The sequence below is a fragment of the Gulosibacter hominis genome, assembly GCF_904842695.1.
Lineage (GTDB): Bacteria > Actinomycetota > Actinomycetes > Actinomycetales > Microbacteriaceae > Gulosibacter > Gulosibacter hominis.
Genome location: NZ_CAJGWQ010000007.1, coordinates 47,169 through 68,932, shown reverse-complemented (window position 1 = coordinate 68,932; position 21,764 = coordinate 47,169). Strand labels below are relative to the sequence as shown.

General features: G+C 64.1%; 16 protein-coding genes, 1 tRNA gene and 1 pseudogene. 12 read left to right on the top strand and 6 right to left on the bottom strand.

All coding sequences use genetic code 11. The features are described 5' to 3' along the window. Nucleotides 1-2 precede the first annotated feature (2 nt). From fdh to nrfD, 3 genes and pseudogenes are all read left to right on the top strand, one after another. Nucleotides 3-3,276 (top strand): annotated as a pseudogene (gene fdh, locus JMV54_RS06205) (formate dehydrogenase). After that, nucleotides 3,200-4,291: a 4Fe-4S dicluster domain-containing protein gene (locus JMV54_RS06200; protein ID WP_230972838.1), complete on the top strand. Its 1,092-nt coding sequence runs from the start codon at nucleotides 3,200-3,202 to the stop codon at nucleotides 4,289-4,291. The pseudogene fdh and the gene JMV54_RS06200 overlap by 77 nt, the downstream one beginning before the upstream one ends. Nucleotides 4,292-4,311: 20 nt before the next feature. After that, on the top strand, nucleotides 4,312-5,409 hold the full coding sequence (nrfD, locus tag JMV54_RS06195) for an NrfD/PsrC family molybdoenzyme membrane anchor subunit (protein ID WP_201518055.1): 1,098 nt from the start codon (nucleotides 4,312-4,314) through the stop codon (nucleotides 5,407-5,409). 500 nt (nucleotides 5,410-5,909) lie between these two features. On the opposite strand, the gene selD is transcribed toward nrfD, so the two are convergent. Then, nucleotides 5,910-6,920 carry a selenide, water dikinase SelD gene (gene selD, locus JMV54_RS06190; protein WP_201518054.1) on the bottom strand — a complete coding sequence of 337 codons (1,011 nt, stop codon included), beginning with the start codon at nucleotides 6,918-6,920 and terminating at the stop codon, nucleotides 5,910-5,912. Nucleotides 6,921-6,986: 66 nt separating this feature from the next. Between selD and JMV54_RS06185 the strand changes: the two genes are divergently transcribed. The 3 genes from JMV54_RS06185 (at nucleotide 6,987) to selB (ending at nucleotide 10,301) form a co-directional block, all read left to right on the top strand. After that, nucleotides 6,987-7,082 (top strand) — tRNA-Sec (locus tag JMV54_RS06185). A 64-nt stretch (nucleotides 7,083-7,146) separates the two neighbouring features. Next, the gene (gene selA / locus JMV54_RS06180; RefSeq protein WP_201518053.1) at nucleotides 7,147-8,505 is read left to right on the top strand and encodes an L-seryl-tRNA(Sec) selenium transferase; all 1,359 of its coding nucleotides are present in this window, start codon (nucleotides 7,147-7,149) and stop codon (nucleotides 8,503-8,505) included. Next, nucleotides 8,502-10,301, top strand: a complete 1,800-nt coding sequence (gene selB, locus JMV54_RS06175; RefSeq protein ID WP_201518052.1) for a selenocysteine-specific translation elongation factor — start codon at nucleotides 8,502-8,504, stop codon at nucleotides 10,299-10,301. Before selA ends, selB begins: the two co-directional genes overlap by 4 nt. A gap of 27 nt (nucleotides 10,302-10,328) precedes the next feature. Here selB and JMV54_RS06170 read toward each other — a convergent pair whose 3' ends face one another. Then, nucleotides 10,329-11,726 (bottom strand): L-serine ammonia-lyase, encoded by a 1,398-nt coding sequence (locus tag JMV54_RS06170; protein WP_201518051.1) that lies wholly within the window; start codon nucleotides 11,724-11,726, stop codon nucleotides 10,329-10,331. Nucleotides 11,727-12,010: 284 nt separating this feature from the next. Between JMV54_RS06170 and rpmB the strand changes: the two genes are divergently transcribed. Genes rpmB through rpsN form a run of 3 tightly spaced genes read left to right on the top strand, consistent with a single transcriptional unit; the run spans nucleotide 12,011 to nucleotide 12,726 of the window. Then, nucleotides 12,011-12,247: a 50S ribosomal protein L28 gene (gene rpmB, locus JMV54_RS06165; RefSeq protein ID WP_201518050.1), complete on the top strand. Its 237-nt coding sequence runs from the start codon at nucleotides 12,011-12,013 to the stop codon at nucleotides 12,245-12,247. Further along, the gene (gene rpmG / locus JMV54_RS06160; protein WP_068483925.1) at nucleotides 12,247-12,417 is read left to right on the top strand and encodes a 50S ribosomal protein L33; all 171 of its coding nucleotides are present in this window, start codon (nucleotides 12,247-12,249) and stop codon (nucleotides 12,415-12,417) included. Before rpmB ends, rpmG begins: the two co-directional genes overlap by 1 nt. Nucleotides 12,418-12,420: 3 nt before the next feature. Continuing rightward, nucleotides 12,421-12,726: a 30S ribosomal protein S14 gene (gene rpsN, locus JMV54_RS06155; protein ID WP_201518049.1), complete on the top strand. Its 306-nt coding sequence runs from the start codon at nucleotides 12,421-12,423 to the stop codon at nucleotides 12,724-12,726. Nucleotides 12,727-13,609: 883 nt separating this feature from the next. On the opposite strand, the gene JMV54_RS06150 is transcribed toward rpsN, so the two are convergent. Next, nucleotides 13,610-13,903 carry an HU family DNA-binding protein gene (locus JMV54_RS06150; protein WP_201518048.1) on the bottom strand — a complete coding sequence of 98 codons (294 nt, stop codon included), beginning with the start codon at nucleotides 13,901-13,903 and terminating at the stop codon, nucleotides 13,610-13,612. A gap of 570 nt (nucleotides 13,904-14,473) precedes the next feature. Here JMV54_RS06150 and JMV54_RS06145 point away from each other — a divergent pair. Both JMV54_RS06145 and JMV54_RS06140 read left to right on the top strand, forming a co-directional pair. Continuing rightward, nucleotides 14,474-16,579, top strand: coding sequence for a bifunctional copper resistance protein CopD/cytochrome c oxidase assembly protein (locus JMV54_RS06145; protein WP_201518047.1), 2,106 nt, complete (start codon nucleotides 14,474-14,476; stop codon nucleotides 16,577-16,579). Beyond that, nucleotides 16,576-17,916 (top strand): ATP-dependent DNA helicase, encoded by a 1,341-nt coding sequence (locus JMV54_RS06140; protein WP_201518046.1) that lies wholly within the window; start codon nucleotides 16,576-16,578, stop codon nucleotides 17,914-17,916. The genes JMV54_RS06145 and JMV54_RS06140 overlap by 4 nt, the downstream gene beginning before the upstream one ends. Nucleotides 17,917-18,290: 374 nt before the next feature. Here JMV54_RS06140 and JMV54_RS06135 read toward each other — a convergent pair whose 3' ends face one another. Together JMV54_RS06135 and JMV54_RS06130 are read right to left on the bottom strand one after the other, a co-directional pair. After that, nucleotides 18,291-18,656, bottom strand: coding sequence for a hypothetical protein (locus tag JMV54_RS06135; protein WP_201518045.1), 366 nt, complete (start codon nucleotides 18,654-18,656; stop codon nucleotides 18,291-18,293). A gap of 38 nt (nucleotides 18,657-18,694) precedes the next feature. Then, nucleotides 18,695-20,488: an alpha/beta-hydrolase family protein gene (locus tag JMV54_RS06130; RefSeq protein WP_201518044.1), complete on the bottom strand. Its 1,794-nt coding sequence runs from the start codon at nucleotides 20,486-20,488 to the stop codon at nucleotides 18,695-18,697. 157 nt (nucleotides 20,489-20,645) lie between these two features. Here JMV54_RS06130 and JMV54_RS06125 point away from each other — a divergent pair, with 157 nt between their 5' ends. Further along, the gene (locus tag JMV54_RS06125; protein ID WP_201518043.1) at nucleotides 20,646-21,191 is read left to right on the top strand and encodes a YceI family protein; all 546 of its coding nucleotides are present in this window, start codon (nucleotides 20,646-20,648) and stop codon (nucleotides 21,189-21,191) included. A 94-nt stretch (nucleotides 21,192-21,285) separates the two neighbouring features. Here JMV54_RS06125 and JMV54_RS06120 read toward each other — a convergent pair whose 3' ends face one another. Continuing rightward, the gene (locus JMV54_RS06120) at nucleotides 21,286-21,693 is read right to left on the bottom strand and encodes a hypothetical protein (RefSeq protein WP_201518042.1); all 408 of its coding nucleotides are present in this window, start codon (nucleotides 21,691-21,693) and stop codon (nucleotides 21,286-21,288) included. Between the last annotated feature and the right edge of the window lie 71 nt (nucleotides 21,694-21,764).

Sequence of the window (21,764 nt, the reverse complement as noted above, 5' to 3'; positions counted from 1 at the left end):
ACATGTCACGCAAGAGCTTTCTTGGCTGGCCAGTTCTGCGCCAGCTACGTACCGGTGATACCACCGGTCGCGGGCCTGCCGTGACTTCGGCTCGCACCGAATCCACCGAGCCGCGTATCGCCACCGCCGATAGTGTGGCACGCAGTGTCTGCCCCTACTGTGCTGTCGGATGCGGTCAGCTTGTCTACACCAAAGACAACAAGGTGATTCAGGTCGAGGGCGACCCCGACTCACCAATTTCGCGCGGGCGCCTGTGCCCCAAGGGTTCGGCCAGCGAGCAGCTCGGCAACAGCCCGAACCGCGTCACCGAAGTGCTTTACCGTGCGCCCCGGGCACGCGATTGGCAGCGCATCGATCGCGAAAAAGCCATCGACATGATCGTCGACCGTTTCCTTGAAGCGCGCGCCAACTGGTGGGAAGACCGTGACGAAGACGGCCGCCCGCTGCGCCGCACTATGGGTATCGCATCCCTCGGTGGCGCCACGCTCGACAACGAAGAAAACTATCTGATCAAAAAGCTGTTCACCGCAGCCGGCGCGATTCAGATCGAAAACCAAGCCCGCATATGACACTCCGCCACGGTTCCCGGTCTGGGAGCCTCGTTCGGGCGCGGTGGTGCGACCCAGTCGTTGCAAGACATGGCAAATGCCGATTGCATCGTCATTCAGGGTTCCAACATGGCCGAATGTCACCCCGTTGGGTTCCAATGGGTGATCGAAGCCAAACTGCGCGGTGCCCGCATCATTCACGTTGATCCGCGATTCACCCGCACGACCGCGAATGCCGACAAGCACATTCGCATCCGCGTGGGAAGCGACATCGTGCTGCTGGGCGCGCTCATCAACCACGTCATCACGAACGAGCTCTACTTCGACGAGTACGTGCGTGCCTTCACCAACGCCACCTCGGTGGTGAGCGAAGGATACGAAGGCCCAGAAGACCTCGACGGGCTGTTCTCGGGCTTCGATCCCGAAACCGGCAGCTACGACAGGTCAACCTGGCAGTACGCCGCACCCGATGGCTCGGATAGGACGGTCGCGGCTGGTGAAACCTGCCAGACCGACCCGACGATGCAGCATCCCCGCAGCGTTTTCCAGATTCTCAAACGCCACTACGCGCGCTACACGCCCGAAATGGTAGAAGAAGTGTGCGGTATTTCGCGCGCCGACTTCCAGTACCTGGCCGACTCGATCGTGCAAAACTCGGGCCGCGACCGCACCACCTGCTTCGCCTACGCCGTTGGCTGGACCCAGCACGCCCAGGGTGCCCAATACATCCGCACCGCCACCATCCTGCAGCTACTCATGGGCAACATCGGTCGACCCGGATCGGGCATCATGGCGCTGCGCGGCCATGCCTCGATTCAGGGATCTACCGACATCCCCACGCTGTTCAACCTGCTGCCGGGATACCTACCGATGCCCAGCGCCGGCGTGCACGACACCCTCGACGACTATCTCAACGCGGTCGGACCCAAGAACCAGAAGAGCTTCTGGGCAAACGCCGATGCCTACACCATCAGCATGCTGAAGGCATGGTGGGGCGATGCAGCCACACCTGAAAACGACTTCGCCTACGACTATTTACCACGGCTCAACGGCGCCCACGGCACCTACCAGACCGTGATGCGGATGCTGCGCGACGAGGTCGACGGCTACTTCATCCTCGGCCAAAACCCAGCGGTTGGTTCGGCAAATGGTCGGATGCAGCGGCTCGGCATGAGCCACCTGAAGTGGCTAGTTGTGCGCGACTACTCGATGATCGAATCGGCCACCTGGTGGAAGGACGGCCCCGAGATCGAATCGGGTGAGCTGCGCACCGAAGACATCGAAACCGAAGTGTTCTTCCTGCCTGCCGCTAACCACATGGAAAAATCCGGCACGTTTACGCAGACGCAGCGCATGTTGCAATGGCGTGAACAGGCCGTCACCCCGCCGGGTGAGGCACAGAGCGAACTCGAGTTTTTCTACGAGCTCGGAAAGCGCATCCGTGAACGCCTGGCCGACAGCACTGACCCGCGTGACCGGCCGCTACTCGACCTCACCTGGGACTACCCGGTAGACGAGCACGGCGAACCCGACGCCGAAGCTGTGCTGCGCGAAATCAACGGTTACCGGCTCGCCGAGGGCCCCAATGAACAGGGGCTCGTGAAGGGCTTTAACGAGCTGCGCGCCGACGGCTCCACTGTTGGTGGCTGCTGGATTTACGCGGGCGTGTTTGCCGACAACATCAACCAGTCGCGCCGCCGCCCCAAGCGCGACGAACAAAACGAGATGCAGTCGAACTGGGCGTGGGTGTGGCCGGCGAACCGCCGCATCCTCTACAACCGCGCATCCGCCGACGCCGACGGCAAGCCCTGGAGCGAACGCAAAAAACTTGTGTGGTGGGATGCCGACACCGGCAAGTGGGTCGGCCCCGATGTGCCCGACTTCCCGGCCGACCGCGCCCCGGATGCAAGCCCCGAGGGTGATCCGGCGGGCCCGGCATCGCTCGCGGGTACGGATGCGTTCATCATGCAACCCGACGGTAAGGCGTGGCTGTTCGCGCCGCAGGGCGTGATCGACGGGCCGCTGCCGGCGCACTACGAAGCGCACGAATCGCCGGTGGGTAACTCGGTGTACTCGGTGCAAAACCCGCCGACGCAGGTCGAGTTCAGCCGCAGCGACAACCTGCTCAAACCGGTCGCCGGCACGCCCGGTGCCGAGGTGTATCCGTTCGCGTTCACCACCTATCGACTCACCGAGCATCACACCGCCGGCGGTATGAGCCGCTGGTTGCCGTTCCTATCCGAGCTGCAACCAGAAATGTTCGCCGAGATTTCGCCCGAGCTCGCCGAACTGCGCGGTCTCGAAAACGGTGGCTGGGCCACAATCGTCTCGCCGCGTGCCGCTATCGAAGTGCGCGTGCTGGTTACCGAACGTGTGCGCCCCGTCGTGGCCAACGGCACCACCGTGCATCAGATCGGTCTGCCCTACCACTGGGGTGTCGGCGGCGACGCGATCGTCACCGGCGACTCGGTCAACGACCTCCTCGGCCTGACGCTCGACCCGAACGTGTACATCCAGGATGCGAAAACCGGTGCCTGCGATATTCGCCCCGGCCGCCGCCCGCAGGGTGAAGACCGTGAGCGCTTGGTCAACGAATACCGTGAGCGCGCGGGTATCCTGGCATCCGGCAGCGACGCTAAGGAGGCATGACGATGACCATGACCCCGGAACGCCGCGGCGCAATCAACCTCGGCCGCGTGAACGATCTCGGCAGGGTCTATGCCGGTAACCCCAGTGCCGATGCCGCCGACCCAGCCGCGGCGGTGAACTGGCAGCACACGCACGAGCGCAAAGGGTTTTTCACCGACACCTCAATCTGCATCGGCTGTAAGGCCTGCGAGGTCGCCTGTAAAGAGTGGAACCAAAACCCGCAGGATGGCGACTTCGAGCTGCTCGGCTCGTCATACGACAACACCGGGTCACTCGGTGCCAACACCTGGCGGCACGTCGCCTTCATCGAACAGGACGGCGAGCGCATCGAGCAGGCCCGCGAATCGGGCCGCCAGCTGGTGAACCTCGGTATGCCGACCGTGCGGCCGCCCGAGGGGCCGGCCGCGGCGGTTGCGAAACAGTACGCATCCGACACCGACACGACCATGCCCGACACCCCGGAGTTCCGCTGGTTGATGTCATCGGATGTGTGTAAGCACTGCACCTACGCCGGCTGCCTGGATGTGTGCCCCACCGGTGCGCTCTATCGCACCGAGTTCGGCACCGTAGTGGTGCAGGCCGATGTGTGCAATGGCTGCGGAACCTGCGTCGCCGGCTGCCCGTTTGGCGTGATTGAACGTCGCGACGATGGCACAGTGCAAACCAAGGCGCAGCGCGACGATCACGTCAACGACTTCGAGCAGGAGATACCCAACCGCGGCACCGCCAATAAGTGCACGCTCTGCTACGACCGGCTCGTAGTTGGCGAACAGCCCGCCTGCGCAAAAACCTGCCCCACCACCTCGATCAAATTCGGTGATCGAGCCGAGATGGTGGCGCAGGCGAAAGCTCGTGTGAAGCAGCTGCACGAGCAGGGACTCACCGAGGCTCGGCTGTACGGTGCGAATGAGCTCGACGGTGTGGGCGGTACCGGTTCGGTGTTTTTGCTGCTCGACGAACCCGAAACCTATGGGCTGCCGCCCGACCCGCGGGTTCCCACGAAAGATTTGCCGCAGATGTTTAAGCACGCGGTGGTGGCTGCTGCCGGGATGCTCGGCGCGGTTGCGCTCGCATTTCTCGGTGGGCGGAAGTAGACGAGCGAGGCCGGAAACGAATGAGCACCTCAGTATTTGACGGATACCGCCCGCCCGAGCCGCCGCGTCGTCGGCGTCGCCGCGACGGTGACCAGCCGCGTCGCCGCCCGGCCGGTGGCGGTGACGGTTCGCGCGAGATGGCGATGGTCGACGATGTCGAGTTTTCGTCGTATTACGGCCGCCCGATTGTGAAGGCGCCGCCGTGGAAACATGAAATCGGCATTTACTTCTTCCTCGGCGGTGTGGCCGGTGGTTCGTCGCTGCTCGCGCTGGGGGCGCAGGCGACAAAGCGGCCGCGACTGCGGCGCAACACGCGCATCACTGCGCTGGCCGCCATCGGTGTTGGTGCGCTGGCGCTCATCAAAGACCTCGGCCGCCCCGAGCGCTTCATCAACATGATGCGCACCTTCAAAATCACCTCGCCGATGAGTGTCGGGTCTTGGATTCTCGCCGGATTTGCGAGCCTCGCCGCCATCCCTGCGATTTCAGAGGTCGACCGGGCAACGGGCCGTCGGCTGCCGCTACCCAAGTTTGCGCGGCGCCTGGTCGACGTGACGGCCCCGGTGGCCGGGGTCGGTGCGGCAGCGATGGCCGCGCCACTTGCCACCTACACCGCGGTGCTCATTGCTGACACCGCCAACCCGGTGTGGAACGCTGGCCGGCGCGAACTGCCGTATCTGTTCGCCAGCTCGGCGTCGTTGGCCGCATCCGGTGTGGCGATGGTGACCACCCCCACGGCCGAGATCGGCCCGGCGCAGAAACTCGCCGTGGCGGGCGTGATCGGCGATGTGGCCGCCATGCACGTGATGAAAGAGAATATGCATCCGGCCGAGCGCGAACCGCTCGAAACCGGGCAGCCGGGCAAAATGCTCAAGGCCGCCGAAGTGCTCGCGATCGCCGGTGGGGTTGGCGCGCTGCTGGCGCGCGTGCATCGTGTTTTCGGGGTCGTTTCGGGGCTGGCGCTCGCCGGCGCCTCAGCGCTCACCCGTTTCGGTGTGCTCGAGGCCGGGATCGAGTCGACGCACGACCCGCGGCACGTGGTCGAGCCGCAAAAAGCGCGGCTCGCGGCCCGTCGCGCCGCGGGCATCGTCGACGACTCCATCACCACCGCCGGCTAGCGGCGCGGCCGCGCTTCGGCGCCGCGCGAGCCGCGCCCCGCGCTCGCGCCGCATCCCCGCCGTCGCTTCGCGTCGCCGCGCCCGCCCGCGTCGCCCGCTCCCCGCCATTCCCGGCCCCCATTTCCGGGTTCTGTGTGGGTTCGCGTTATTTGTATGTGGCAGAACACCCACATTTGACGCAAACCCACACAAATCCGGGGGATGCGCGCAGAGGTTGCCGCGCTTCCCGCACCGTGCCGCGCTCGCTTCGCGCATCCCGCACCGTGCCGCGCTCGCTTCGCGCGCAGCGCTCCCGCGCTTGACGCTTGCATCCCGCCTTTCCAGGGTTTTGTGTGGGTTCGCGTTATTTGTATGTGGCAGAACACCCACATTTGACGCGAACCCACACAAATCCGGGGGATGCGCGCCCGGTCGTTGCGCGCCCACCGGCGCACAACGACGAACACCCGCGGCGCCGCGCGCACCCGCGCACTGCGGCACCGCGCGCACCCGCGCTCGCGCTAGCGGATGTGCACGCGACCGGTTCCGGCCACGGTCTCGCCGATCACCGGGTACCCGGGCACCTCGCCGATCACGAGTAGGCCGCCCGAGGTCTGCGCATCCGCCAGCAAAATCAAGTCGTTCTCGGTCACCGTCGCCGCGATATCAAGGTGCGGGCGCACCCAGTCGAGATTCCGCCGCGAACCGCCAGAAATGAATCCCTCAGCAATTGAGCGACGCGCAGCCTCCAGCGACGGCACCGCCGAGCGGTCGATCACCGCATCCACACCCGAGGCGCGGCACATCTTGAACAGGTGACCGAGCAGCCCAAATCCGGTGACATCGGTGGCCGCCTTTGCCCCCGACTCGAGCGCCTTACGCGATGCCTCGGCGTTCAGCGTGGTCATCACTTCGATCGCCTCGGGGAACACCTCGCCGGTCGACTTGTGCCGGTTGTTGAGGATGCCCACACCGATCGGCTTCGTAAGCGTGATCGGCAGCCCCGGCTCGGCAGCGTCATTGCGCAGCAGCTTGTCGGGATGCGCGGTGCCGGTAACCGCCATGCCGTACACCGGCTCGGGCGCATCAATCGAGTGGCCACCGATCACCGGACACGACACCTGCTTGGCCACATCGAGCCCGCCGCGCAGCACCTCGCGCATGAGTTCCATGGGCAGGGATGCACGCGGCCAGCCCACGAGGTTGATCGCGACAGTCGGGGTGCCCCCCATCGCATAAATATCCGAAAGCGCGTTGGTGGCGGCGATGCGGCCCCAATCGTAGGCGCTGTCGACCACGGGCGTAAAAAAGTCGGCCGTGCTCAGGACCGCCAGCCCATCCTGGATGCGAACAGCGGCCGCGTCGTCACCGTCATCGAGCCCGACGATCACACTGTCATAGTCTTGACCGGCGAGTTCACTCACCACGTTTTCGAGCTCGCCCGGCGGGATTTTGCAGGCGCAGCCGCCGCCGCTGGCCGTGGTGGTGAGTCGCAGTGCGGATTCGTCATTGAACTGTGCAGTCGGTTCCATGCGGCCAGCCTACCCACAGCCGCAACCGCGTCGTGAAAGTTCTTTGCTGGTAAGTTGTCGCTCACTGGAGGCGTCTGGTGCCCTGGTGGGCCCCCCGGTCTTCAAAATCGGTGAGGCCGAGTAGCTCGGTCTGGCGGGTTCGATTCCCGTCCGCTTCCGCCACTGTGATGCCGCCGCGCATCACAACTCGCCCGAAAGCCGCCCCGGCAGCAACAAAGCAGGTGACATGACATCCCCCGACGACCCGCGCCGCCGCATCCCGCGCACCGACACGCTGCTCGCGCTGCCCGAGGTGCGTGCCGCCGCAGCCGGCCTGGGCGAACAGGTGCTGCGCGGGGTGATTCACGCCACCCAGCAGCGCGCCCGTCGCGGTGAGATTACGCCCGAGCAGGTTGCGGAAGAGGTCGTTGCATCGATCGCCTCCACGCGCCCGGCCTCGCTGCGGCCGGTGCTCAACACCACCGGGGTGATCGTGCACACAAACATCGGCCGCGCACCGCTTTCGGTCGCCGCCACCACCGCCATTGTTGAAGCCGCCGGATACTGCGATCTTGAACTCGACCTCGCCACCGGCACCCGCTCGCGGCGCGGCGTGGGCGCGCGGGCGGCGCTCCTTGCCGCCTGCCCCGCAGCCGAGGATGCGCTCATCGTCAACAACGCCGCCGCCGCGCTGATGCTCGCCACCACCGCGCTCGCGGGCACCGCCGCCACCGACGAAAAAGGTGTCGGTGGAAAAGAAATCGTGCTCAGCCGCGGCGAATTTATCGAGATCGGAGCCGGATTCCGCATCAGCGACCTGATCGCCGCAACCGGCGCGCGCATCCGTGAAATTGGCACCACCAACCGCACCCATCTGGCCGACTATGACGAGGCTGTCACTACTGAAACCGGATGCGTGCTGAAAATTCATCCGAGCAACTATTACGTTGCCGGGTTCACCAGTTCGGTTGAAACCTCGACCCTTGCCGAACTGTGCCGCGAACGGGGCGTGCCGCTGATCGCTGATATTGGTTCTGGGTTGTTGGCGCCCGAGCCGCGGCTACCCAACGAACCCGATGCCACAACCGCACTGGGCGACGGTGCCGATTTGGTGATCGCGAGCGGTGACAAGCTGCTCGGCGGACCGCAGGCCGGGATCATTCTTGGCAAGCGTGAACTCATTGGCCGCATTGGCCGGCATCCGATCGCTCGCGCGGTGCGCGCCGACAAACTCACACTGGCGGCCGTTGAAGCAACCGTCGCTGCCGGAACCTCACCGGTGCGCGAGGCACTGGGCGCGGATGCAGACGGGCTGCGGCAGCGCACCGAGCAGCTCGCCAGCCGCGTGACAGCCGCAACCGATACCGAAATCGCCATCGTCCCGCACGACGGTCGCGTTGGCGGCGGTGGCGGGGTTGGGGTGCCGCTTCCCGGATGGGCGCTCGCGCTTCCCGAGGCCGCCGCCACACTGCTGCGCACCGGAACCCCGGCGGTGCTGCCGCGCAGTCACGATGGTGCCTGCCTAATTGACCTGCGGTGCATCCCCGTCGACCGTGACGCCGAGCTGGCCGACGCGATTATCGGCGCACTGCGAGCACTGCGGTGACCGGGCGTTTTGTGGTCGCCACCAGCGGGCATGTTGACCACGGCAAATCGACCCTGGTGAGGGCACTCACCGGCATCGAACCCGACCGGCTGGCCGAAGAACGCCGCCGCGGACTCACAATCGACCTCGGTTTTGCCTGGTTTGAGCTCGACTCGGGCCGCTCGGTGGCATTCGTGGATGTGCCCGGTCACGAGCGATTTATCGGCAATATGCTCGCCGGGCTCGGCCCCGCACCGGTCGTGCTTTTCGTGGTCGCCGCCGACCAGGGGTGGCAGCCACAGTCGACCGACCACCTGGCCGCGGCGGTGGCGCTCGGCATCCGGCACGGCGTGGTGGCACTCACCCGCACCGACCTTGCCGACGACACACAGCTCGACACCACCACCGCGCAGGTGCGGCAACAGCTTGCGGCAACCGCGCTCGCGGATGCGCCGATCGTGCCGGTGTGCGCGCTGGATGGCAGCGGGCTACACGAGCTGCGCGAGGCACTCGATGCGACACTGGCGCAACTACCTGAACCGGATGCATCCGCCCCGATAAGAATGTGGCTTGACCGGGCATTTACTATTTCTGGGGCGGGCACCGTGGTCACCGGCACGCTCGCGGAGGGCGCCCTCGAAATTGATCAACAGCTTGAGCTGTGGCGCGGGGACGCCGACCCGGTGGCGGTGCAGGTGCGCGGCCTGCAGCGCGGCAAACACGACGAGACTCGAGTTACCGGGGTCAGCCGAGTGGCAGTGAACCTCCGGGGAGTCCCTTCCGGGGTGGCGGCCCGCGGGCAGGCGCTCGTCACCCCGCAGCGCTGGTGGGCGAGCGACTCGGTGGATGTGCGACGCGTCAGTGGGCCAGCGTTCGATGAACTCCCGCGCGAGGTGATCGCCCACCTCGGCACCGCGGCGATTGCGGCGACCGTGCGTGAGTTCGGTGCCGAACATGCGCGGCTACATTTTGCTGTCGAATTGCCGTTGCAGATTGGTGACCGGCTCGTGCTGCGCGCACCGGGCGCGGCCGTGGGAATTGGCGGCGCGCTTGTGCTGGATGTTGACCCGCCGCAGCTGCGTCGGCGCGGTGCCGGCCGTCGCCGCGAGGTCGAACTTGCGGGTATGGCCGACACCGGGTCGATCGTGCACGAGGTGGCGCGTCGCGGTGCGATGCCGGCGGCGACGGTCGGACAGTTTGGCATCGAGGTGCCAGATGAACTGCCCAATGAGCTCGTGCGCATTGGTGCGTGGCTTGCCACCAAGGATGCGCTGCTGAGCTGGGCGCGGAAGCTGCGAAAGCTCGTTGCCGATGACGCGGCGGCCGACCCGCTCAGCGTGGGTATAACCCGGGATGCGGCGGTGGATGCGCTGGCGGTTCCGGATGCGGAACTGCTGGGCGCGGTGGTACGGCTGGCAAAACTCGAGGTGCGTGACGGAAGGATCTGCGCCGCACAGCGCGCCGCCACACTCGGACCCATCGAGGCGGCGGTGGCAAAACTTGAAACCCAGCTGCGCACGGCACCGTTTGTGGCACCGGATGCCGACACTCTCGCAGCGCTCAAACTTGGACGTCGAGAACTCGCGGCGGCTGAGCGTGCGGGACGTTTGCTGCGCATCGCCGAGGGGATCGTGCTGCTACCGGATGCGCCGGCGCGGGCGGCAGCAATACTGCGCGAACTGCCGCAGCCGTTCACCGTCAGCGAGGCGCGGCAGCGGCTCGACACCAGCCGGCGCGTGGCGGTGCCACTTCTCGAGCTGCTCGACCGTCGAGGTCTCACCAGGCGTGTTGACGACAGCCGGCGCACGGTGCGGTAGTCGGCCGCGCGTCGGCCGCGCCGCGAACTAGCATTCGACGACGTTAACCGCGAGCCCGCCGAGCGCGGTCTCCTTGTATTTTGCACTCATATCGCGGCCAGTTTCGCGCATCGTGACGATCACATCATCCAGTGACACAAAGTGTGAGCCATCACCCATCATCGCCATTTTTGCCGCATTCACCGCGGTGGATGCCGCAATCGCATTGCGTTCAATACAGGGAATTTGCACGAGCCCGGCAATCGGGTCGCAGGTGAGCCCGAGGTGGTGCTCCATTGCGATTTCGGCAGCGTTTTCAACCTGCGGGGGAGTGCCGCCGAGCACCTGCGCGAGACCGGCGGCGGCCATGGCCGAGGCCGATCCCACCTCGCCCTGGCAGCCGACTTCGGCACCCGAAATGGATGCGTGGCGTTTAATGAGCCCACCGATTGCGGCCGCCGCGAGCAAAAAGTCGGCGATCACGGCCTGCTTTTCGGTCGCATCCCAATGTTTTGCACCGGGCAAATAGTGGGTGGCATAGAACAGTACGGCCGGAATAATTCCGGCGGCGCCGTTGGTTGGGGCGGTCACGATGCGCCCGCCCGAAGCGTTTTCTTCATTGACTGCGAGTGCCACGAGATTCGTCCACTCCTGCCAGAACCGTTCTTCGCGGTGGGGATCAAGCTGGCGCAGGCGCGTGTGCCATGCCGGTGAGCGGCGACGCACCTGCAGGCCACCCGGAAGCGCTCCGCTGCGGCGGATCGCCGAGTCTTTGCACGCCTCCATCACCTCCCACAGCTCGCTCAGGCGCGCCCGCACCTCGGATTCGGGTCGGGATGCGCACTCGTTCGCCAGCATCAGCTCGGCAACCGACATGCCTGTTTCATCACAGGCTTGCAGCAGCTCCGCGCCAGAAGTGAACGGATGCGGGACGGCGACGGCAGCGTCAGCTGCGGCATCCTGGCCCTCGAGTTCGACCGCACCGCCGCCGATCGAGTACCAGGTCTGCGTGAGCAGTTCGGTGCCGTCGGCACCCACCGCAGCTAACCGCATCCCATTGGTGTGCCGGGGCAGGATGGTGAGCGGACGCAGCACAATATCGTCGACGCCAAGTTTGATGGGCACCGATATTTGCCCGAGCTGTTCGGCAACGCGCACGATGCCGGTGCTGTGCTGGCGCTCGCGAGCCGCATCAGCCTGGTCGGGGAGTGTTGCGGAGGGGTCGTATCCTTCCAGTCCCAGCAGCACCGCCTCGAGGGTGCCGTGACCCTTGCCCGTGGCTGCGAGCGAACCGAACAGGTCGATGCGGATTGTGGCGAGGCTGGCGAACCGGTCGTCGTTGACCAGGGTTTGCACAAATGCGCGCGCGGCCCGCATTGGGCCGACAGTGTGTGAGCTTGAAGGTCCCAGACCGATCTGAAACAGCTCAAAGCAGCTGATATTCACGGGCAAGATGCTAAACGGCGCGGTTGCCTGCTTGCTGGGCTATTGCTGGGGTTTGGATGCTCGCAGCGGATGCGTTGGCTTCCGGGCGCGGCTGCCGGTTTGGGGGGGCTTGTTTTGGGTCGGATTCGTCATTGTGTGGATGCGCGCGCTCGGGTATAGTTGTCAGCTGGCTCACTTGGGTTCCCCTCGGGTGAGACCGTGGCGAGTTGCCGACTGGCGGCGCTTGCTGCAGACAAGAGATCTTGGGCGACGCTTCCCGGCGTCGCGGTACTGAAGGAGAAACCATGGCAGCAGTGTGCATGGTGACGGGAACCACCCCCGGTTTCGGTCACAACGTATCCCACTCGCACCGTCGCACCAAGCGTCGGTTCGACCCGAATATCCAGAAGAAGACGTACTACGTGCCGTCGCTGAAGCGTAAGGTGACCCTCACGCTCTCGGCCCGTGGCATCAAGGTCATCGACGCCCGCGGCATCGACGCGGTGGTTGCCGACCTGATCAAGAAGGGTGTGAAGCTCTAATGGCGAAGAAGTCACAGGACGTCCGTCCCATCATCAAGCTCCGCTCGACCGCGGGTACCGGCTACACCTACGTCACGAAGAAGAACCGTCGGAACACCCCCGACCGCCTCGTGCTGAAGAAGTACGACCCGGTGATCCGCAAGCACGTTGAATTCCGCGAGGAGCGATAGATCATGGCGAAGAAGAGCAAGATTGCAAAGAACGAGCAGCGCAAAGAAATCGTTGCCCGCTACGCCGAGCGTCGCGCGCAGCTGAAGAAGCAGCTCATCGACCCGAACGGCACCGACGAGTCGCGCGAGGAGGCCCGCGTGGCACTGCAGAAGCTGCCCCGCGACGCTTCGCCGGTGCGCGTGCGCAGCCGCGACGCCATCGACGGTCGTCCCCGCGGTGTGCTCTCGGAGTACGGCATCTCGCGTGTCCGTTTCCGCGAGATGGCGCACCGTGGCGAGCTGCCCGGCATCCGCAAGTCGAGCTGGTAAGCACCGCTTTTTAACTCACGCACGAGCCGCATCCTTTTCTCTTGGGGATGCGGCTCGTCGCGTTTCCGCTGCGCCGCGCCGCGCCGCCCGCCCAGGTACACCGAAAACGCTCGGGTACACCGCTATAGCGGTGGCTTCCGGTGTTTGCGGTGTACGCGAGCGATGCGCGGGGTGCACGTCACGCCCCCGTGCTGTGCCGCCGCGCCCACCGGGCTGCGCCGGGCTTCGCCCGCCGTTTCTGCGGGATCTGTGTGTCTCCGCGTCAAGTGTGTGTGCTCTGCCACGTACAAATGACGCGAACCCACACAGACGGCGGAGAGAGTGGTCAGCTGACAGAGCAGTCAGAGCGGTGGGAGTGGCGAGACTTGTGAGTGGCGATGCTGCTGGTGTGCGGCATCGCGCTGTGCTCACTGCCGCGCCACGCTGCGCGCCGCCGCGCTGCGCCGCCGCGTCGCGTCCCGCCCGCGTCTGCGCACCCGTGGTGCGCCGTGAAAGCCACCGAAAACGCTGGGGTACACCGCTATAGCGGTGGCTTCCGGTGTTTGCGGTGTACGCGAGCGGTGCGCTGATGAGTACCCCGATTGCGGTGGCCGCTGCGCCGCCGCGCCCACTTCGCCTGTCGTTTCTGCTGGATTTGTGTGTCTCCGCGTCAAGTGTGTGTGTTCTGCCACATACAAATGACGCGAACCCGCACAAATGAGGGAGGGCGTGGCGCCGTGATAGCGGGGAGGGCGTGGCGCCGTGATAGCGGGGAGAGTGGTAAGAGCGGCGTGAGCGCACCGCAGCGGCGGCGGATCGCGCACTCGAAGCTCAAGCGCACGCGCGCCCGGAAAACGGCGAAGGCCGCCCCAAACGGAGCGGCCCACGCGGTTAGCAGTAAAAACTACTTCACAGCGTTCTTGAGCTTCGAACCAGCCGAGATCTTGACGCCCTTCGAAGCGGGGATCTGGATCTCTTCCTTGGTGCGCGGGTTGCGGCCCACGCGAGCGGCACGCTGGGTCTGCTCAACCGAAAGCCAGCCGGGGATGGTGACCTTGGTGCCCTCAGCAGCGTGCTTGGCGAACTGCTGGAAAAGCGCGTCGAGCACACCGTTCACGGTGGCCTGGCTCTGGCCGGTCTCAGCGGCGATCGCTGCGACGAGGTCGGTCTTGTTAACGGTTGGCTTCTTCTCTGCCATGGGGTCCTCCTGGGAATTCTGCGTCCACGGATGCGGTCGCAATCCGGGTTAGGTTAGGTCGTGCCCGGCACTTCATCTGTGCAGCGCAACGTCGCCAAACTAGCACCGTTCAGGTGAGTTGCCTGTGTTTTAGCGGGTTTTGGATGAATTTCGTCACGATTTTCGGCAATCTCCCGGGTAAATCGCCCGAAAACCGTCGAAATCGGCCATAAATAGCGGCACTTCCGGCATCGAAATCGGGTGCCGGGGATGCGTGGGTCGTTTTGTTGGTGAGGGGGGCGGTTGCGAATGTGAACGGGCTGGTGCGAGGGATGCGTGGGTGGTTTTGTTGCTGAGGGGGGCGGTTGCGAATGTGAATGGGCGTGTGTCAGGGATGCGCGGCCAACCTGTCGATTATCGGCCGCTTCGCATGTGATCGGCCTGGCGTCAGGGAGGCGGTTGACGACGCGCGGTGCGCCGGCGGCTGCGCATGTGAATGGCCCAGCGCCAAGGATGCGCGCCAACCTCTCGATGAGCGCATGTGGACGGTCGCCTGCCGGGAATGCGCGGGGCGACTAGGCTGGTAGCACCATGTCAGTAGCGGATGAGCGCCTGGGGCGCACGCGCGTTCAGCGCAAAGGATCGGGCCTCGATGAGGCGACGCTGAATCGCGTCAGCCAGGCAGGGTGGTCGCCGCTCACCCGGGATCTCATCGTATGGGGCCCGGCGGCGCTGGTCGCGGTGGCTGCTTTTGCCACCGTCATCGGTCTGCTCATCGGCGGCGCCGCAGACCCGCTTCAGGTGGGCGATCCGGGCCCGGTGGTTCGCTGGGGCCTGCCGTTTGCGCGGCTGCTTTATAACCTCACCGCTTCGCTCACCATCGGCGGTTTGGTGGTGGCGATGTACTGTGCCAGCCGATCCGAACCCGAGCATGAGCGGGCGATGCAGCTCGCACAGGGCGGTGCGGCCGGCTGGACACTCGCGACGATGTTTGCGGCGGTGATGTCATACCTGTCGATTTCGGGGGTTCCGTTCTCGACTTCGGCCGACTTCGGCGCCGGCCTGTGGTATTTCATGCGCGGGCTTGAAGCGGGCCAGCAGTGGCTGCTCAACACCATCATGGTGCTGATTTTGAGCATCGCGGTGTTCGCCACCCGCAGCCGCTGGGGCACCTGCCTGAGCACGCTCTACGCGCTGCTGTGCTTGTGGCCGCTGGCCGCCCAGGGCCACGCTGCCGGCGCCTCGAATCACATCACCGCGGTGGGCGGCATCACGCTGCACTACACCGGTGCGGCCGTGTGGCTGGGCGGGCTTGTGGCGGTCGGTGTCGTGGCGGCACTCGCGCCCGCGCCGCGTCGCCTGCCGCTGCTCGAACGCTATTCATCGCTGGCCCTGGTGGCGTTTATTGTGACCGCCACAAGCGGTGTGGTCGCCACGTTCATTAACGTCGGTGATCTTTCGCGCCTGTTCACCACCGGATACGGCACGCTCATTTTGATCAAGACCGCGCTGCTGGTCATCCTGGGGATTTTTGGTGCCGCTCAGCGGCGGCGATTCATTGACCGGATGCGCGCGAATCTTGCCGAGGGCAACACCAGCAGGCGCCCGCTCGCCTGGCTGATCGCGGCCGAGATGCTCGTGATGGGTGCGGTGGCCGGTGTGGCCGCGGCACTGGGACGCACCGCATCCCCGCAGCCGCAGCTGACCGCTGACCAGCTGGATGCGCCCACACCCGCTCAGCTGCTCAGCGGCGACCGGATGCCGCCAGAGTTTGAGTTTTCGAAGCTGTTCACCGTGTGGAATCTCGAGCCGGTGTGGACCACGCTCGTGGTGATGGGGCTCATCTACTATGTGCTGGGCGTTCGCCGGTTGCGCAAGCGCGGCGATGATTGGCCGCTGTGGCGCACGGTTTCAGTGTTTATTGGCGGTCTCATCCTGCTTTATAACGTGAACGGTGCGCTGTTTGTTTACGGCCGCTTCCAGTTTTCGTTCCACATGACCGAGCACATGATCCTGTCGATGATCATCCCGATCTTCCTCGTGCTTGGCGCCCCGATGACGCTGCTGCTGCGCGCGGTAAAGCCGCGTTCGGATGGTTCGATGGGGATGCGCGAGTGGATGCTGCTGCTCGTGCACTCGAAATACGCGGCCTTTTTTTCGCATCCGATTGTGGCGGGCGTGAACTTCGCGGTGGCGCTGCTCACTTTTTACTACACGCCGCTTTTTCGCTGGGCGGTCACCGACCACGTCGGCCACATGTGGATGGTCGCGCACTTCCTCATCGTCGGTTACCTGTTTGTGGAGTCGCTCATTGGTGATGACCCGAGCCGCACCCGCGCTCCGCACGCGATGCGGTTGATTTCGCTGGTGCTCGTGATGACCTTCCACGCGTTCTTTGGTCTTGCCGTGATGGTCGACACGAACCTGCTGGTTGCCGACTGGTTTGGTGTGACCGGCCGCACCTGGGGCCCGGCGACGGCGCTTGAGGATCAGCAGATCGGTGGCGCTATCGCCTGGGGTCTTGGTGAGTTCCCGACGGTGATGCTTGCGGTGCTCGTTGGGGTGCAGTGGGCGCGTATCGACACCAAGCGGGCCCGCACCTACGACCGTCGTGCCGCGCGCGATGAGGATGCCGAGCTGGCTGCCTATAACGCCCAGTTGCAGGCGCTTGCCGACCGTGAGGCACAGTCGGAATGACGGTTCAGCTCACCCCTGAACAGCAGGGCGTGTTCGACGCGATTGAGAACACCACCGAGCATCTGTTTGTGACTGGCCGGGCCGGCACGGGTAAGTCGACGCTGCTCAATCATCTTTCGTGGCACACGCAGAAGCAGCTGGTTATTTGTGCGCCCACCGGGGTTGCGGCGTTGAATGTTGGTGGGCAGACGATCCACTCGCTGTTTAAGTTGCCGATCGGGGTGATCGGTAATCAGCCGATTGAGCAGCCGCGCGAGGTGCGCAAGCTGCTGCAAAAAATTGACACGCTCGTGATCGATGAGATTTCGATGGTGTCTGCCGACCTGCTGGATGCAATCGACCGGTCGCTGCGGCAGGCTCGTCAGCGTCGCGCCGAGCCTTTCGGCGGGGTGCAGGTGGTGATGTTCGGTGATCCGTTCCAGCTGGCACCGGTGCCGCCGTCGGATCCGCAGGAGCGCGCCTGGGTTGAAAAAAACTATCGTTCGATGTGGTTTTTTGATGCGCATGTGTGGCGGGAAGCCGAGATGCGCATCCACACCCTGCGAGAAATTCACCGGCAGCATGACGAGGAGTTTCGTCAGCTGCTGACGGCGGTGCGGTATGCGCGGGTGACGGCGCCGATGGCGCAGCGGCTCAACGAGGTGGGTGCGAGGCAGGCTCCGCAGGATGGCATCATCACGCTTGCCTCGCGTAATGCGACGGTGAGCCGTATTAATGCGCGTGAGTTGGCGCGGCTGCCAGGCCAGTCGATGACCGCCGAGGCCGAGATTGTGGGTGAGTTCACCGGGCGCGCGTTTCCTGCCGATGAGCGGCTTGAAATCAAGGAGGGCGCGCAGGTGATGTTTTTGCGCAACGATCCGGATCAGCGCTGGGTGAATGGTTCGGTGGGCACGGTTTCGCGTATTAAGCGCACCGTTTATGTTGAGGTTGACGGTGAGGAGCACGAGGTCGAGCCGATTGTGTGGGAGAAGCTGAAGTACAGCTACGATCCGGGCACGAATGAGCTGTCACGGGATGTGATTGGCGAGTTTCACCAGTTCCCGCTGCGGTTGGCGTGGGCGGTGACGATTCACAAGTCGCAGGGGAAGACCTATGACCGGGCTGTGGTTGATTTGGGTGCCCGCGCGTTTTCGCCGGGGCAAACCTATGTGGCGCTTTCTCGCATCCGATCGCTTGACGGGCTATATCTGACGCGCCCGCTGCAGCCGAACGATATTTTTGCGGATGAAAATGTGCTGCGGTTTATGCACGAGGTGGCCGAGGCACAGCGTGCGGCTGCCGCGAACGAGCTGCTGCTGGCGAACCCGGACGGCACACCCGGGATCAAGCGCGACTAAGCGCCGTTCACCGCTGAGCGAAAGTGGTTCGGCGATTGGAATGGGTGCGTTGTTTTCTACTTGGTAGATTGCGGCTGATATCTCAGGGTCAGTTCCAAACTTCTCCCTAAATCGTTGCGAGAATCCTTCGGATGTATCTCCATGGTTGATAAAGAACTCTCCAACGATGTCTGAGTTCTCGTATCGGTACCCCACGAGTGTTAAGTTGGTGTTCGTGAGTTGAGGTGTGATTGCGCGAAGTTGCTGTGGTGATACATGCTTATCAAATTCCAGATAGTGCAATGTTGCACCGGTATATGTGGATGGGGTAGGTCCGGTTGAGACGATCGGGCCCGTGATGAGTACCCCGGCGGCTAGAGGCGGGTGGGGTTGCGCTAATTGCCGTCATGGTGGGCGTGATTCGTGGTTTCGTTTGTATTCAGTGCAAGAAAGAAGAAGGACAGCACGCCAAGTGCCATCGGAAGGATCTGGAAAGTTAGGTTGAAGTCGCTGAGTCGCTCGTTCAATAGAATCGTGTCACCATTTGGTGTGATTTGAAAATATTTACAGTTGGCGCCGAGTGGAAATAATGAAAGCTCGCTTTTGATGTCTAGGTTTTCGTGGATGCCTTCGGGTGCATAATTTGGACATCTGTGTATCTCGATTCCTATCGAATTAATCAAGTACAAAGCAAGGCTGATTGCGCCGAGTATCGCAGCGGTGAGCATTACCGCTAGTCGTATTCTCTTTTTGTGTTGCATATGAAAATCTCCTACATCACTGTAGTCAGTGCGGCGTACTAGTGGGGTTTGATGAACGGCCGGATGGCGCGTTCGAGCTGTGCGACGGGTGCATCCACGCCGAGCACCTGCGACCAGGCCGTGACATATTCTTCAAAATAGCGATGGGCGTGCCCGCCGGGGGTGGCGAGCGAAAGCGGCATATCGGCCGAGATCTGCCAGAACGACACCCACGGCCACCAGCGCATCCGGTCGGTGACGTCGTGCCCGCGCGGTTCTTCAAACCACACCGGCTGTTTCCAAATGAGCGAGGGATGCCACCACACCACCGGGTCGCTCGGATGCTGCAAAAAAATGGTTCGGCTCTCGCCCCACGGTGCATAGGGTTCACCGGATGCGTTATGCGTCACGTCACCGGGGCGGTTCGAAAACCGGATGAGGGCACCGTTGCCGATATCGGGCCGGATATAGGGCGAGCCCGGGTTGCGTGCCTCGGTGAGCTCCTGCCAGATGGGGGAGAACTGGGGAGTTCCCGCCCACACTGCGCCGGTGAGTGAGTTGACCATATCGGTGGCGTTTTCGAACGTTGAGAGGCCGCCGAACGCGCCGAGTGATTCGCCCGACATATAGAGTTTCGGCCGGCGTTCGGGTGGCAGCGTGTCGAGGTGGGCGCGCACTTCGCGATAGAGCGATTGTGCGGTCAGCTGCGGTGAGCGCCGGTCGGCGATCAGCGCCAGGGCACTCGTGAGCACCGTGTACTGCATCGAAACCATCGCGCAATTGCCGCGAGTGAGATATTCGATTGCCGCCATCGACCAGTCGTTGAGCCAGCCGGTTCCGGTGCCGACAAAAATCACCAGATGGTCGCGTTCAAATCCGCCGGCCCGGTCGAGTTCTTTTACGGCACGCTTGGCGGCCGCGGGGATGCTCAGGCGGGCTGCGAGACCGATGTAGGCGCGCACTGGTTCCATCGCCGGCTCGCTCCAGAACGCTGCAATATCGGCGCGGCGAGGGCCGTCGGAGGCGATTGCGCGGCCGTGCCGCCCCAGCCCGCCGTAGCTTTCGAGGGATGCGCGCGATCCGGAACGTTCGGGTTCGGTGGGGGGTGTTCGTCCGGGCAGCGGGAGGAGGTTTTTTAGTTCGGCGGCTGCCTGCACGCGGCTGAACACCTGCGAGCGGATCAGGTAGCGGCTGATGCCATAGACGAGTGTCGACACCACGAGAAAGCCCGATAGCGGTGCCGCCAGTGCTGGTGCGATGCGGCGAATGAGGTTGTGTGCGCGTGCCGATGACACCTGCATGAAGCGCACGAAACCGACCGTCAATGCGGTGTTGGTGGTGCCGATCACGAAGCCGGCGATCTGTTCGAGGTTGCTCTGTGGTTTTTGTTGCACGAGCCGCGCAATTTCGCGCTGTCGTTCGCTGGCGTTCACCAGTGCCACGCCGGTGCCAGCGGCGAGGGCCGAGAGCATGGCGGTTTGGGTGATGCGTTCGGCGGTGGCGCTTCGCAGGCTGGGGGTGCTGTGGCGGTTGCGGCGCAGGGCGTTGCGCACTGCTCGGGCACCCGAGCCGATGGCGTAGCCGTACATTTGTGAAAGGCTGACGCTGCCGGCCGTGGTCCACCAGCGTCGCGGCAGGAAGCTCGGGCCGAGCGCGATCCACGAAGCAATTTGACCGCCAACGAGGCCCCACCAATTGGGGAGCAGGGGTGATAAGCGGCGGGCGAGGTGGCGAACTTGGGGTTCGCTGGTGGCTGTTACAGGTTTTGATTGCGTCGGAGCGGTGGTCTTGTGCAGCCGTTTTTTGGTGCGGTGTGACTCGCGGCGGCGGTTGCGGCGCGCGAATCGAAACATGCGCTCCATTATTCACGAGCCGGGCGAACGGTGACGAGACCTTTTACGTAACTTGCGGCAACGCATCCTGAATTACCCCTTGCCGAATTACCCCTTGCGCAATCTCATGCATACGAATAGGTTGTAGGTACAAGCAAATTTCGCACTGGAGCAACGCATGACCGCATTTGAAGGCCTCACCGCAGGTACGTACACCATCGACCCGACCCACACCGAGATCAGCTTCTCGGTGCGCCACCTCGCCATCTCGAAGGTGCGCGGCCACTTCCAAACTTTCGCCGGCACCGTCGAAATCGCCGAGCAGATCGAAGACAGCACCGCATCCGCAACGATCGATGTCGCCTCAATCAACACCAATCAGGCACAGCGTGACGAGCACCTGCGCACCAGCGACTTTTTTAACGTTGAAGAGTTTCCTGAGATGACCTTCAAATCGACGGGCGTGGCCGTTGACGGCGGCGACCTCACCATCAACGGTGACCTCACCCTGCGCGGTGTCACCAAGCCGGTAACCCTCGAGGCCGAGTTCGGCGGTGCCACCGTCGACGGCTACGGCAACACCAAGGTGGGCTTTGAGGCCACCACCAAAATCAACCGCCAAGACTTCGGCGTGACCTGGAATGCCGCCACCGAGGCCGGCGGGCTGACCCTCGGTGATGTGATCACCATCACCATCGACGCACAGCTCGCGAAAAACAACTAACGAGACGTGGATGAGGCGGGCAGTCGGCAAATCTCGGCGGCCTGCCTTTTGCTATCGAAGGCAGTCGGTACATCCCGACCGCACGGGCGAGCCGCTAGAGCGCCAGGTAATAAACCACCGCCAGGATGACCGGCAGCACGATGCCGACGGTGGCGATGGTGATGCGGGCGCGACGGGGAATCCGCGGCCGGGTGGCCAAAATGATCACCACGGCCGCCAACACCGGGGTAACAATCACGATCAGTGTCGACGTCAGCGACATGGTGCGCTCATTGCACTCGGCCTCGGTGGCGCATCCGGCATTGAGCGACATGATGCCCGCATACATGGCAAAGGTGCAGACAAAGCCCGATATTGCCGCAAAAATTGAGCGCACCACGATGGGATCAAACTCGGGCAGCCCCGAAATGCGGTGCGCTGCGCGGTCGTGAGCGAGTGCGGATGCGTCGTCGGGCACGACGAAATCATCCGGCAGCGGAGTGAGATCGTCATCATCGGTCATGGCCTTAACCATACGACCGATCTGCGGCCGGCAGGCACTAACCGAGCTGCTAAGTGTCGGCCCGGTAAGCG

What these genes read in the sequence shown, in the direction of transcription:
- JMV54_RS06200 (WP_230972838.1), top strand. Translation starts at nt 3,200, where the DNA reads ATGACCATGACCCCGGAACGCCGCGGCGCAATCAACCTCGGCCGCGTG.
- nrfD (WP_201518055.1), top strand. Translation starts at nt 4,312, where the DNA reads ATGAGCACCTCAGTATTTGACGGATACCGCCCGCCCGAGCCGCCGCGT.
- selD (WP_201518054.1), bottom strand. Translation starts at nt 6,920, where the DNA reads ATGGAACCGACTGCACAGTTCAATGACGAATCCGCACTGCGACTCACC.
- selA (WP_201518053.1), top strand. Translation starts at nt 7,147, where the DNA reads ATGACATCCCCCGACGACCCGCGCCGCCGCATCCCGCGCACCGACACG.
- rpmB (WP_201518050.1), top strand. Translation starts at nt 12,011, where the DNA reads ATGGCAGCAGTGTGCATGGTGACGGGAACCACCCCCGGTTTCGGTCAC.
- rpmG (WP_068483925.1), top strand. Translation starts at nt 12,247, where the DNA reads ATGGCGAAGAAGTCACAGGACGTCCGTCCCATCATCAAGCTCCGCTCG.
- rpsN (WP_201518049.1), top strand. Translation starts at nt 12,421, where the DNA reads ATGGCGAAGAAGAGCAAGATTGCAAAGAACGAGCAGCGCAAAGAAATC.
- JMV54_RS06150 (WP_201518048.1), bottom strand. Translation starts at nt 13,903, where the DNA reads ATGGCAGAGAAGAAGCCAACCGTTAACAAGACCGACCTCGTCGCAGCG.
- JMV54_RS06145 (WP_201518047.1), top strand. Translation starts at nt 14,474, where the DNA reads ATGTCAGTAGCGGATGAGCGCCTGGGGCGCACGCGCGTTCAGCGCAAA.
- JMV54_RS06140 (WP_201518046.1), top strand. Translation starts at nt 16,576, where the DNA reads ATGACGGTTCAGCTCACCCCTGAACAGCAGGGCGTGTTCGACGCGATT.
- JMV54_RS06135 (WP_201518045.1), bottom strand. Translation starts at nt 18,656, where the DNA reads ATGCAACACAAAAAGAGAATACGACTAGCGGTAATGCTCACCGCTGCG.
- JMV54_RS06130 (WP_201518044.1), bottom strand. Translation starts at nt 20,488, where the DNA reads ATGTTTCGATTCGCGCGCCGCAACCGCCGCCGCGAGTCACACCGCACC.
- JMV54_RS06125 (WP_201518043.1), top strand. Translation starts at nt 20,646, where the DNA reads ATGACCGCATTTGAAGGCCTCACCGCAGGTACGTACACCATCGACCCG.
- JMV54_RS06120 (WP_201518042.1), bottom strand. Translation starts at nt 21,693, where the DNA reads ATGACCGATGATGACGATCTCACTCCGCTGCCGGATGATTTCGTCGTG.